The sequence below is a fragment of the Rhodothermales bacterium genome, assembly GCA_034439735.1.
GTDB lineage: Bacteria > Bacteroidota > Rhodothermia > Rhodothermales > JAHQVL01 > JAWKNW01.
Genome location: JAWXAX010000118.1, coordinates 39,405 through 52,013, shown reverse-complemented (window position 1 = coordinate 52,013; position 12,609 = coordinate 39,405). Strand labels below are relative to the sequence as shown.

10 protein-coding genes and 1 pseudogene are annotated in these 12,609 nt (G+C 63.0%); all 11 read left to right on the top strand.

The annotated features are described in order from the left end of the window. A partial coding sequence (locus SH809_09600; GenBank protein MDZ4699946.1) for a C25 family cysteine peptidase occupies positions 1–3,633 on the top strand: 3,633 nt, incomplete at its 5' end. Between the two features lie 146 nt (positions 3,634–3,779). Next, positions 3,780–4,685, top strand: a complete 906-nt coding sequence (locus SH809_09595; protein ID MDZ4699945.1) for a glycosyltransferase — start codon at positions 3,780–3,782, stop codon at positions 4,683–4,685. A gap of 145 nt (positions 4,686–4,830) precedes the next feature. After that, on the top strand, positions 4,831–5,904 hold the full coding sequence (locus SH809_09590) for a mannose-1-phosphate guanylyltransferase (protein ID MDZ4699944.1): 1,074 nt from the start codon (positions 4,831–4,833) through the stop codon (positions 5,902–5,904). Positions 5,905–6,089: 185 nt separating this feature from the next. Next, complete coding sequence (radC, locus tag SH809_09585; protein ID MDZ4699943.1) at positions 6,090–6,833, top strand: DNA repair protein RadC; 744 nt, start codon at positions 6,090–6,092, stop codon at positions 6,831–6,833. 90 nt (positions 6,834–6,923) lie between these two features. Further along, positions 6,924–7,166, top strand: coding sequence for a hypothetical protein (locus SH809_09580; GenBank protein MDZ4699942.1), 243 nt, complete (start codon positions 6,924–6,926; stop codon positions 7,164–7,166). Continuing rightward, on the top strand, positions 7,142–7,507 hold the full coding sequence (locus tag SH809_09575; GenBank protein ID MDZ4699941.1) for a type II toxin-antitoxin system PemK/MazF family toxin: 366 nt from the start codon (positions 7,142–7,144) through the stop codon (positions 7,505–7,507). Before SH809_09580 ends, SH809_09575 begins: the two co-directional genes overlap by 25 nt. 80 nt (positions 7,508–7,587) lie before the next feature. Further along, positions 7,588–7,974, top strand: a complete 387-nt coding sequence (locus SH809_09570; protein ID MDZ4699940.1) for a HigA family addiction module antitoxin — start codon at positions 7,588–7,590, stop codon at positions 7,972–7,974. 45 nt (positions 7,975–8,019) lie between these two features. Beyond that, positions 8,020–8,658 (top strand): annotated as a pseudogene (locus SH809_09565) (methyltransferase domain-containing protein). Positions 8,659–8,977: 319 nt separating this feature from the next. Next, positions 8,978–9,298, top strand: coding sequence for a helix-turn-helix transcriptional regulator (locus tag SH809_09560; GenBank protein MDZ4699939.1), 321 nt, complete (start codon positions 8,978–8,980; stop codon positions 9,296–9,298). A gap of 89 nt (positions 9,299–9,387) precedes the next feature. After that, positions 9,388–10,842 (top strand): glycine--tRNA ligase, encoded by a 1,455-nt coding sequence (locus tag SH809_09555; protein ID MDZ4699938.1) that lies wholly within the window; start codon positions 9,388–9,390, stop codon positions 10,840–10,842. A 28-nt stretch (positions 10,843–10,870) separates the two neighbouring features. Continuing rightward, positions 10,871–12,592 carry an amidohydrolase gene (locus SH809_09550; protein ID MDZ4699937.1) on the top strand — a complete coding sequence of 574 codons (1,722 nt, stop codon included), beginning with the start codon at positions 10,871–10,873 and terminating at the stop codon, positions 12,590–12,592. Positions 12,593–12,609 lie beyond the last annotated feature (17 nt).

Sequence of the window (12,609 nt, the reverse complement as noted above, 5' to 3'; positions counted from 1 at the left end):
TCCCTCGAAGCTTCGGCGCAGGCCCTCGCCGCCTACCGACAGGCCCAGGACGGGTACAGCACGCAGATCGTGTTTCAGGGTGATCTCTTCGATCAGTTCGATTATGGCCGGCCCACGCCTATCGCCATCCGCCGGTTTATCCAGGCGACCCAGACCTGGGCCACGCCGCCTCGTTTTGTGGTGTTCTGGGGAGATGCGCTCCGGCCCGAGGACGACCGCGCCCGCCGGCCGCTCGAATCCTGGGAAGTCATCCCGTTCGGGTACTCGCCGAGCGACGGCTGGTACGCCATGGCCGAGGACCGGCGATGGGAGTCGGTTGCCATCGGTCGCCTGCCCATACGTGACAACGCCACTGGCGCGTTTTTCGTCCAGAAGCTGGCCCGGTACGAAGGCGCGCCTGCCGGACTCTGGCAGAAACGCCACATGGTGCTCGTCGGCGGGCAGAGCACGTCCGAGCAGAACCTGCTCCAAACCCGCGCTCAGCGCTGGGGCGAGATCACGGCCGGCAACCCGGCCGCCATGGATACCCTCCGCTTCTTCAAAAACGCCTCGACACCCCTCGACCCCTCGTTTCAGGACTCCCTCAGCCAGGCCTTCAAAAACGGCGCGGCCTGGCTCAGCTACTTTGGCCACTCCGCCGCCGACACCTGGGAAATCGTCACCGACGACCCCGAGAACTTCGACAATGCGGACCGCCTGCCGGTCGTTCTCTCCATGGGGTGCAACACGGGCAACTTCGCCGGCGGACGTTTTGAAGTCACCGACCGCCTCGTCTTTGGCGAACGCCTCGTCCTGGCGTCGATGAACGGCGCGATCGCCCACTGGGGCTCGTCGAGCGCCTCCACCATCACCCTCCCGGCCCTGCTCACGAACCAGGTCCACGAGGTCGTTTTTCAGGACACCGTCCGTGTCCTCGGCACCGCCCTCATGGAGGCCAAGCGCCGGTTCGACGCCGGCTCGCCGGGCACCGTCTCGGTGATGGACGTCCTCCTCCAGTACGGCCTCATCGGCGACCCCGCCACGCACATCCGGATCGCGGCCCAACCGGATCTCGTCGTCACGGCGGACGCGGTCGCCATCTCTCCCATCAGCCCCGTCCCGGCGGACTCGGCGATGACGGTCGCCATCGACATCTTGAACTTCGGCCTCATGCCGGCGGACTCGGTCGACATCCTCCTCACCCAGTTCCGACCCGACGGCGGGCAGGCCGACCGCCGGCAGCGCGTCGCCCCCATCGCCCTCGCCGAACGCATCGACTTCCGCGTCCCCATCGACGACGCGGACGTCGGGCAACACCGCTTCGCCGCTGTCGTCGACCCCGACGGCCGGTACCCCGAGGAAGACGAAACCAACAACCGGGCGGAGAAATCGCACACGGTGTTTTCGACCGGCATCACGCTCCTATCCCCCTTCCCCTTCGCCGTTGTTCCCGCTCGGCAACCCCGGCTCCGCGTGGCGCTCGCGCGGACGGACCGCGAGTCGCGGACGATCCGGATTGAGCTGGACTCCCTGCCATCGTTCGACTCTCCGGCGATCCAATCGACCACCGTGACAACAACCGGTATCGTCGCCGATTGGGTGCCGGCGAACCTGCTGGCCGACGGCGTCGCCTACTACTGGCGCGCCACCCTCGAGTCCGACGCCGCCGCCTGGCAGACGGCCGCCTTCACGGTAAAGACTACCGCCACCGGCTTTGTCTGGGCCCAGGAAAGTAACCTGTTTGCAGATAACGAGACGGACCCCTTCCTGCAATGGGACGCCGAGGCCGGCGCGTGGGCCATCAGCGCGTTCGACGTCTCGGTCAGCGCCTCGGCCGAACGGGGCAACGGCATCGAAAAAGGGCAATACGTCGTCAACGGCGAACGTTTCGAGTCGGTTACGCTCGGCTACGGCGTACTCGTCCTGGACGGTGAAACGGGGGCCATCGACTACCACAACTCCTTCCCCACCTACCGCATGCCCCAGGAGTTGGAAGATCGGTTCGACACGGACTCGACCCGCGCCATGCAACGGATCGAGGAGGTGCTGACGACTCTCGAAGCCGGCGACTACGTCTTCCTCCGCACCCGCCACCTGGGCAACCTCAGCGGGCCGACCCTCCAGCCGGAACTCAAGGCGCTCTTCGCGGGCCTCGGCAGCGCCGCCATCGACACCCTCACCTACAACGATCTATGGATCGGCTTCGCCCGGGCCGGCTTCCCGGATGAAACCGTCGAATGGGTCGTGCCCGTGGGCGGGACCAACGAGATCGTGCAGGATACCGTGCTCACCTTCCTCCAGCCCGAGGGTGTCGTCACGTCGCCGCCGATCGGGCCGGCGTCCCGCTGGGAAATGCTGGAGGTGGATGCCGTCGCCACGCCGACGGGCGAGGTTCGGGTAGATGTCCTCGCCGAGGATGAATCCGTCCTCGCGGCGGATGTCGGCGACGCCCCGTTTGCGCTCGGGTCGATCGACGCCCGCGTCCACCCCTACCTCCGCCTCCGCGCCACCCTGTCCGACGCCAGCCGGCAGGCGACGCCGCAGCTCGCCGCATGGCGGCTATTGCACACGCCGGCGCCCGAGCTCGCCATCGCCCCGACGGAAAGCATACTATCCGCCGACACTCTTGCCCGCGCCGAGGCCCTCACCGTCGAGGTGCCGGTCCTCAACCTAGGGCCCGCGACCGCGGCGAAGGCGTGGGTCACGTATACGATCACCGACAGCGCCAACCGGGAGTCCGTCGCCGGCGTCGACACCCTGCGCAGCCTCGAACCGGACGTACCGCTGATCTCGCGCCTCGTCATCGACACCGACCCGCTCGCCGGCGCCAATCGCGTCACCGTCCGCGTCGAGCAGGAATACCCGGACCCCGTCCCCCTCAACAACCTGCTCAACAGCACCTTCCTGGTGCAGAGCGACAACGCCGCGCCGACTTTCGAGGTGCTGGTGGACGACGAGGCGCTGCCGCACGACCCCAACCCCGTCCAGAATCTGCAGGACCCGGCGATCCCGTTTGTCTCCGGCCAGCCGACGATCCAGATCACTATCGAGGACGAAAACACCTTCCTGCCGATCGACGACACCAGCTTTGTCCGCCTCCAGTTCGACGGCCGGTCGGTACCGTTCTCCAGTCCTGAGGTCGACTTCCAGCCGGCCACCGCCGGAGCCCCCGAGGCACAGGTCTTCTTCACGCCCGACCTCTCCGGCGCCGACACTACGCACACCCTCGTCGTCCGCGTCTTCGACGCCTCCGGTAATGAATCCGACGACAGCCCGTACCAGGTCCACTTCCGCGTCCAGGCCGCCGTCGAGATCGAAAGCCTCTACCCGTACCCGAACCCGATGCACACGGCCACTACGTTCGCCTTCCGCCTCCGCGGGGCCGACGCGGCGCTGGCCGAGTCGTTCCGGATCCGCATCTATACTCTCACCGGCCGGCTCATCCGCGAGTTCGACCTCCTCGAGGACCCCGCCACTCTCGAAGCCGGCGGCCTCCGCATCGGCTGGAACAAGCTCCCATGGGACGGCCGCGACGCCGACGGCGACCTCATCGCCACCGGGGTCTACCTCTACAAGGTCTTCGCCCGCGCCGAAGGCCGCAACCTGGAGGTGAACAATGAATCGGGGATCGAGAAGCTGGTGGTTATTCGGTGAAGGAATTGGGATTAGCGATTAGCGATTAGCGATTAGCGAATAAGCGATTGGTGATGTGATCGCGATACCTATCACTTTGTATACTTCACGATTCACTTCCACCATTTCACCATTCACTTTTCACCATTCACTTTTCAATTTTTAATTTGCAATTTGCAATCCTGATCGCTTCCCGCGATCGCCCCGATGAACTCAGCCGCTGTCTCGCCAGCGTCGCCTCGCAACAGGGCGCCGAGGCCGAGGTGATCGTGCTCGACGACGCGTCGGCTCGGCCCATCGACGGGGAGGCGCTGGAGGCCGGCCCGTTCCCACTGCGCCTCCTCCGCTCCGAGATTCGGCTGGGTGTCGGCGCAGGGCGGAATTGGCTCATGCGGGAGGCAAAGGGCGATGCGTTCGTGGTGCTGGACGATGACGCTTTTTTTGTGGACGACGAGGCCCTGCTACGCATCGAGGCCGCGCTGGCGCGGTATCCCGAGGCCGGCATCCTGGCCCTCAAAATCCGGGATTTCCGGGGAGATACAGAGCGCTGGCTTACGCCCCATCCCCGCGGCGCCGGGACGGAAGAGCGCCTCGCCACGCCCCATCGTGTCGCCTATTTCCTCGGCGGCGCGCATGTCATCCGACGCTCCGTCGTAGAAGCATGCGGGATGTACCCGGAGTCGTATGTGTACGGGAACGAGGAACTCGACCTCGCCTACCGAGCCATCGATCGGGGGTTTGCCATCCAGTTCGTGCCCGATGTCGTGGTGCACCACATTCCGCCGGCCGCGGCCGGCTCGACCGGGGCCGACGAGGCGCGTCACCGGCTGTATCATCACACCCGGAGCCGACTCTTGCTGGCGCACACGCATCTTCCGGCCGTGCCGGCCGTCGTGTACAGCCTGGGCTGGGTGGGAATTTATGGCCTCCGGGCCCTCCGGCGTCGCGAAGTGAGGGCGTTTCTGCGGGGCGTCCGCGACGCCTGGCGGGAGGCGAAGTCGACCCCGCGCCGGCCGATCGGGCCAGCGGCAATCGCTTACCTTCGCGATCATTTTGGCCGATTGTGGATATGAGAGATTCCGCGTCCTGAACCGGGACAAGCGCTTCCGCACCGCCGCACCGCGGCTACGAAAGAGGGAGGCGCCTCATGAAGTTTTTCAACCCCGGCCTACGCTATCGTTCGATCCGTATCATCCCCCTACATAAAGACTATTTCTCATGGTATATGCAGTCATCATGGCCGGCGGCGTAGGAAGCCGTTTCTGGCCCCGGAGCCGGCAGGACCGGCCAAAACAATTCATCAACGTATTCGGCCAGGCCACGCTGATCCAGAACACCGTGGCGCGTCTGCAGGGGCTCATCCCGCCGGAACGGTGCCTGATCGTCACGCACGAACGGTACGTCCAGCAGACCCACGAACAACTCCCGGCCGTCCCGCTCGAGAACATCCTCGCCGAGCCGATGAGCCGTAATACCGCGCCGTGTATCGCCTACGCGGCCGCGCAGCTGCTCGCCCGCGACCCGGACGCGACGATGGTGGTGCTGCCGGCGGACCACCTCATCCAGAACGTCAAACAATTCCACAAAGTACTCGAAGTAGCCATCGAGCAGGCCCAGCAGCCGGAGGCCCTGGTGACGATCGGCATCACCCCTACCCACCCCGAAACGGGCTACGGCTACATCCAGTTCGACGGGACGATCAACATGAACGAGGCGGCGCGCTCGTATGCGGTCAAGACGTTCGCCGAAAAGCCCGACCTCCCCACGGCCGAGAGCTTCATCGACTCCGGGGATTTCCTCTGGAACAGCGGGATGTTCATCTGGCGGGCGGATACGATCATGGCCCAGTTCAAGGAGCACCTCCCCGAGGCGCACGACGCCTTCACGCCTTATTTCGACGCGGTCGGGACCGACCGGGAGCGCGAGGTCATCACGGCCGCCTTCATGAAGTGCCCGAAGATCTCCATCGACTACGGCGTCATGGAGCGCGCGCACACCGTGTTTGTCGTCCCCGGCTCCTTCGGCTGGAACGATGTCGGCGACTGGCGCGCGGTCTATGCCCTGAGCGATAAAAACGACCATGGCAACGCCATCCAGGGCAACGTGATCGTGCACGACTCCAGCCGCTGCCTCGTCCAGGGCGGCGAACGCCTCATCGTACTCGTCGGCATCCACGACGCCGTCGTCGTCGACACCGAAGACGCCGTCCTCGTCTGCAACCAGGAAAGCGCCCAACAGGTCAAAAACGTCGTCGACTACCTCAACGTGCACCAGCTCAACCAGTACATTTGATCGTGTGGCTTCTTATGGCGTGGAGCCCCCGTAGGTCGGGTTAGCGAAGCGTAACCCGACATTTTCCATTACGCCATATGAGCGGCCGTTGATTGGTTAGCGAAGCGTAACCCGACACCTCTTTTCACCAGCACACGGTACGTTCCGACCTCGCATTACGTCTAGGTAGATAAAGCCTCGACGCCATGCCCGACCCCTCCAACGGCACCTCCGGCGAGCCGGAGCTACAGTATCACACCCCCATCCACCGCTGGGCCGAATCGGACCGGCCCCGGGAGAAGCTCCGCAAACTCGGGCCGGCGGTATTGTCGGACGCCGAACTCATCGCCCTGCTGCTCGGCACTGGCACGCGCACCCGCGACGAGCGCCTCTCGGCCGTCCAACTCGGGCAGGCGCTGGTGCAGGCGTACGGTTCGCTGCACGCCTTGTCGCGACGAGATCACAATGCACTCACCCGCCTCGCCGGCATCGGCGCGGCGAAGGCGGCGCAGCTGGTGGCCGCGTTCGAGCTGGGCCGGCGGGTGGAATCGCAGCAGGCCGGCCCGCGTATTCAGGTGCGGGCGCCAGAGGACGTCGCCGGCGTCTACGGGCCCCTGATGCGGGATCTTCCCCGGGAGATCTTCAAGATCGTCCTGCTCAATACCGCCAACGTCATCGTGGGAGACTTCACGATCAGCGAGGGCGGCCTGGCCGCCAGCATCGTCGAGCCCCGGGCGGTGTTCCAGAAGGCCATCCTGGAAAACGCCGCCGGCATCGTCTGCCTCCACAACCACCCCTCTGGCAACCTCGAGCCCAGCCGCGAGGACATCCGCATCACGCGGCAACTCGTGGAAGCCGGCAAGCTGATGGGGATACCGATCCACGACCACCTGATTATCGCTGGGAAGAGCTACACGTCGTTCGCCGAGCGGGGGCTGTTGAGTGGGTGATGGATCGCCCGTTCGCTTCCGGTCTGGATCCGACGGCGGACCAGCATCGTTACCTGCCGTGGACTACGGCAGACTGAAAAGGCACCACACATGAAACTAGTCACACTTAAAGCAACGATTGATCTGGCCGGCCAGCTTATCCTGGAAGAGCCTTTCGATCTCAAAGGAAAAAGCGTGCTCATCACAATCTTGCCAGAAGTGGGTGATGGGAAAGAGGCCGAAGATACCGTCTCGCTGGCTCGGGCTTCGGCGCTTCTCAGTGAACCCGTACTTGCCACCTTTTGGGATCGACCTGAAGAAGACGAAGCATGGGAGCACCTGAAGAGCTTGTGACCGGCTCGGTTGTATTGATCAACTGGCCATTCGCGGATCTTTCGGGCAGCAAGATCCGCCCGGCTATCGTTCTGACTCCGCTGGAAAATGGAGCCTATGTACTCTGTCAGGTCACGAGCCAGAGTTATCATCGAAACTCAGTTTTGATCGAAGAGGTCGATTTCGATTTGGGCGGACTTCGCAAAACGAGTTATGCTTTGCCTGCCCACGTCTTTACGGCGGACGGACGTGTTCTCATCAGGGAAGTAGGTCGTTTGAATATACTTACCATCGAATCCATCTCCTCTCGACTCAAGGAGCAACTGGATGCGGGGCTGGCGATACGCAGGCATGTCATCTAACTCCGGTGCATTTGCCGAACAGTGAGAACCTTATTTCAGCACCCTATGAAAATTTACCTGTTGCGAGCTTTTTCGAAACGATGAAAAATCCCCTACACCCCGGCGAGATCGTTCGCGAAGAGTGCATCAAGGCACTGGGATTAACCATTGAGGAAGCGGCGCGGGGCCTCGGCGTAAGCCGTTCCGCATTGTCCCGACTGATCAATGGACACGCCAGCATCACGCCCGGAATGGCCGTGCGGCTGTCGAAAGCCTTTGGCTCGACCCCGGAGACGTGGCTTCGGATGCAGATGAACTACGATCTCGCACACGCGAGTGCATGTGCGGAGGACATCCACGTGGAGAAATTTAGCACGGCCTATGTAAAGAACTCCGACCTCCTGTCGGACATGGCCGATGAAGCCATAGCCGCCTACGAACGCGGTGAGACACGCCCGTTGAATGACCTACTGACGGAGGATCCATAAAATTATCCGTCACGCTGATCAGTCGAGCCCGACCCCGTCTCTGCGGCCTTTGCACGCGAAAAACTCGGGTTGACGTCGATAGCAGAAGTCAGTATCGAGACGTTTGAACGCTCCAGCAAGCAGACGTATGATGTCTTTTTCCTACGCCACGTCATCGAACATTACGCCGATCCTAACGCGCTCATGCGCAGTGTGGACAGTGTACTCAAGGAAAACGGCGTATTGATCATCGAGACGGACAACAACGCCGGCGTCGAACTCCTTTTCAGACCCCGCACCGCCCGGTTTTACCTCGATCTGTACAAGGCCCACTACGACAACGTCTCCTATCTGTCGCTCCTCCGTCGTCGTCCCTTTGCGGTGGACCCGCCCCGGCACCTGTTTGCCTATCGCCTTTCCAATCTGTCCCATCTCCTGAAAAAGAAGGGCATCATACCCTTCGTAAGCAGGAGCTACCGCCTCGGGCACCCCATCTACTGGCCCAATATGCCACTCACGCGGCTCCGCGATCTGGGGAAGGCCATCTCCAACCGCGAGCTCCGGAGCCTTATAACCGGTATGGCGGATCTTCTCACGTTCCCCCTCCGCCTGGTTCTTGAGCGCATGGGTTTCGCGGCGGGAATATGCATCTATGCAGTGATGAAACCACCTACGAGTCGCCCCAACGGGATCAATAACGGCTAAAGATCTCCTTCGTCTGACCGCTGATTGTGTTTCGCAATCAAATTAAAAAAGTGCAGAGGACGTTACGTTTGACTGGTGAAATGTGTCTGGGAAGAGAGTGGCCAGGTGATAGTCTTCTATGGTACCTGTACTCGCCCGGAACCAGACATAGAAAATTCACTATAAATGACTCACCCGCTAGACGAGGGCTTCAATCCCCCGATACGACGATCGATGGTATGGATGGGAGGGAGAGGGGGCCAAACGCCTCGGGAAGACCTGGAAGTCATTCGAAAGTGACTCAAAGATGCTCAGGAGTTAGCAATAAATGAACGCGACAATGGCTAGACCCCATGAACACGGCACCGACAACGTCTTCGCGGATCTCGGGCTGGCCGACGCAACTGAATTGCACCGGCGTGCCAGAATCGGCTTCTACGTCTTTCGGATTCTCAAGGACCGCGGCCTGAAACAGCGGGAGACAGCTCAGTTGCTGAAGATTGCACAACCGGATGTCTCCCACCTCATGAATGGCCACTTCAGCCGGTTCACAACAGATAAGCTGCTCGATTTTCTGAGCCTGCTCGATCAGAAAGTGATCATTCAGATCCGACCGCGGCTGGAGGGCGAGCCGCGCGAAGAAATAGGCTACGCCGCGTGATCGCCTCCAATCCTCCAGAAACCCCACCCCTGTCAGACTGGTAGTATGCGCTCTTTCCCGACGCACCCTGTAGTAGCCCGGCCGCTTCCATGTCCGACCTGTTCGAAAAGCTCGTTTCCCTCTGCAAACGCCGTGGATTCATCTTCCCGTCGTCCGAGATCTACGGCGGACTGAGCGCCACGTACGACTATGGCCCGCTCGGCGTCGAACTCAAGCGGAACGTGCGCGACGCGTGGTGGCAGGCGATGGTCTACCGGCATGACAACATCGCCGGCCTCGACGCGGCCATCCTCATGCACCCGACGACCTGGAAGGCGTCCGGGCACGTCGACGCGTTTAACGACCCGCTCATCGACGACAAAGCCTCCAAGATGCGCTACCGCGCCGACCAGCTCATCGAAGGCCACATCGCGAAGCTGCGCAACAAGGGGAAGGATACCGACGCGGACCGGGTGTACGAAAAGCTTGTAGCCGCCCTCAACGCCGAGGATATGCCGAAGGCGCTCTACGACATCATCATGGGCGAGGAGATCAAAGGGCCGGACTCCGGCGCGTTCGACTGGACGGAGGTGCGCCAGTTTAACCTCATGTTCTCCACCCACATCGGCCCCATCGCCGATGCCGACAGCAAGATCTACCTCCGCCCCGAAACGGCCCAGGGCATCTTCGTCAACTTCCACAACGTCCGAGAGACCTCCCGCCTGGCCGTGCCCTTCGGCATCGCGCAGGTGGGCAAGGCGTTCCGCAACGAGATCGTCGCCCGCCAGTTTATCTTCCGGATGCGCGAGTTCGAGCAGATGGAGATGCAGTACTTCGTCAAGCCCGGCAGCCAGATGGAGGCCTTCGAGGCCTGGAAGGAAAAACGGCTCCAGTGGCACCTGGCGAACGGCATCCCGGCCAACAAACTCCAGTACCACGTCCACGAAAAACTCGCCCACTACGCCGACGCCGCCGTCGACATCCAGTACGAATTCCCGTTCGGCTGGCAGGAAATCGAAGGCATCCACTCGCGCACGGACTTCGACCTCAGGCGGCACCAGGAATTCTCGGGCAAAAAGATGGAGTACTTCGACACCCAGACGCAGGAGCGGTATATTCCCTACGTCGTCGAGACCTCCGCCGGCATGGACCGCACCATCCTCATGCTCCTCAGCGAAGCCTACCACGAAGAGGCCGTCAACGGTGAGGAAGAACGCGTCGTCCTCAAATTCCACCCCAAAATCGCCCCGATCAAAGTCGCCATCTTCCCCCTCGTCAAGAAGGACGGGATGCCGGAAATCGCAGAGGCCATCGACCAGGACCTCCGCCAGCACTTCAACACGTTTTACGACGAGAAGGGCGCCGTCGGCCGGCGCTACCGCCGAATGGATGAGATCGGCACCCCGTTCTGCATCACGGTTGACGGCCAAACGACCGAGGACGGCACCGTGACGGTCCGTGAGCGCGACTCGATGGCTCAGGTTCGTATACCGAAAGACAACGTCGCCGCCTACCTGTTCGATCAGATGCGCGCCTGGAAGGAGAGATCGAAGCGCGGAATGTGATCCATCCTCCAAACTCCCGTACGGCCTCATGAAATCGCTCCCCTTTCGTTTCTTACTTGTGCTGGCGGGCTTCGTATGGCTCATTGGGTGCGGCGCCCCCGCCGAGCCGGCGGCCGACCTCGTGCTCACCAACGGCCGCATCGTCTCGGTAGATTCCCTCGTCCCTGAGGCCCGCGCCCTGGCTGTCCGCGGCGACCGGATCGTGGCTCTCGGTACGGAAGAGGAGATCGCGTCGTACATCGGGGATAGCACCCAGGTGATCGACCTCGCCGGCCGGCTCGCCATCCCCGGCCTTATTGAGGGCCACGGCCACTTCCTGGGGATCGGCGAGGCGAAGATGATCCTCGACCTCACAAAGGCCCGCACCTGGCAGGAAATGGTCGATATGGTGGCCGAAGCCGTGCAACAGGCCGAACCCGGCGCGTGGATTCTTGGCCGCGGGTGGCACCAGGAGAAGTGGGACGAAACGCCCGCCGGCAGTGCCGACGGCGTCCCCACCCACCACACGATGAGCGCCGCCTCCCCCGAAAACCCCGTCTACCTCACGCACGCCAGCGGACACGCCTCCTTCGCCAACGCCCTCGCCCTCGAACTGGGCCGCGTGAGTCCTGAGACCCCCGACCCCGCCGGCGGCGAAATCGTCCACGACGCGCAGGGCGAGCCCACCGGGCTGTTGCGCGAAACCGCCCAGGGACTCGTCGGCCGCGCCCTGGAAAGCTACCTCGCACAGCGGAGCCCCGAGCAGATCGAGGCCGACCTCCGCAAGCAGGTCGAACTCGCTGGCGCGGCCGCCCTGATGGCCGGCATCACCTCGTTCCACGACGCCGGGTCGTCGTTCGAGGAGATTGACTTCCTCAAACGCATGGCCGACGAAGGCGCGTTGCCCGTCCGCCTCTACGTCATGCTCCGCGGCGAGTCCCCCGAGGAACTGGACGCGCGGATGGATGCCTACTTCTTACCGGATTACGGCAACCACTTCCTGAACGTCCGATCCATCAAACTCGCTATCGATGGCGCCCTCGGCCCACACGGGGCGTGGCTACTGGAGCCGTACGAGGACATGCCCTCCAGCGCCGGGTTGAACCTGGAATCGATCGAGGCGCTCGAGGCGGCCGCTCTCGTGGCCATCGCCCACAACTACCAGGTCAACATCCACGCCATCGGCGACCGGGCCAACCGCGAGGTGCTCGACATCTACGAGCGCCTGTTTGCCGCCCATCCGGACAAGACCGACCTCCGCTGGCGCATCGAACACGCGCAACATCTCCATCCAGACGATATCCCGCGCATGGCCGACCTTGGCGTCATCGCCGCCATGCAGGGCGTCCACGCCACATCCGACGGCCCATGGGTGCCCAAACGCCTCGGTGAACAGCGCTCGCGTGAAGGAGCGTACGTATGGCAGAGCCTCTGGGACGCCGGCGTGGTCGTCGGCAATGGCACCGACGCCCCGGTGGAGGACGTCTCCGCCCTGGCCAGCTACTACGCCACCGTGAGCCGACGCTTGAACGACGGCTCGGTATTTTACCCCGAACAGCGCCTCACCCGCGAGCAGGCGCTGGCCTCCTATACCATCAACAACGCCTACGCCGCGTTCGAGGAAACGATCAAGGGGACGCTGACGCCCGGCAAACTCGCCGACATCACCGTTTTATCTCGCGACATCCTCTCCATTCCCGAGGAGGAGATCCCCGCCACCGAGGTGGTTATGACCATCATCGGCGGCCGGGTGGCGTACCGTACGCCGTGATCTACATGCTGTGTAAA

Bases quoted from the DNA above. Each gene is read 5' to 3' on its own strand.
- SH809_09560 (MDZ4699939.1), top strand. From the start codon at position 8,978: ATGGCTAGACCCCATGAACACGGCACCGACAACGTCTTCGCGGATCTC.
- SH809_09580 (MDZ4699942.1), top strand. From the start codon at position 6,924: ATGAAACTAGTCACACTTAAAGCAACGATTGATCTGGCCGGCCAGCTT.
- SH809_09575 (MDZ4699941.1), top strand. From the start codon at position 7,142: ATGGGAGCACCTGAAGAGCTTGTGACCGGCTCGGTTGTATTGATCAAC.
- radC (MDZ4699943.1), top strand. From the start codon at position 6,090: ATGCCCGACCCCTCCAACGGCACCTCCGGCGAGCCGGAGCTACAGTAT.
- SH809_09550 (MDZ4699937.1), top strand. From the start codon at position 10,871: ATGAAATCGCTCCCCTTTCGTTTCTTACTTGTGCTGGCGGGCTTCGTA.
- SH809_09570 (MDZ4699940.1), top strand. From the start codon at position 7,588: ATGAAAAATCCCCTACACCCCGGCGAGATCGTTCGCGAAGAGTGCATC.
- SH809_09590 (MDZ4699944.1), top strand. From the start codon at position 4,831: ATGGTATATGCAGTCATCATGGCCGGCGGCGTAGGAAGCCGTTTCTGG.
- SH809_09555 (MDZ4699938.1), top strand. From the start codon at position 9,388: ATGTCCGACCTGTTCGAAAAGCTCGTTTCCCTCTGCAAACGCCGTGGA.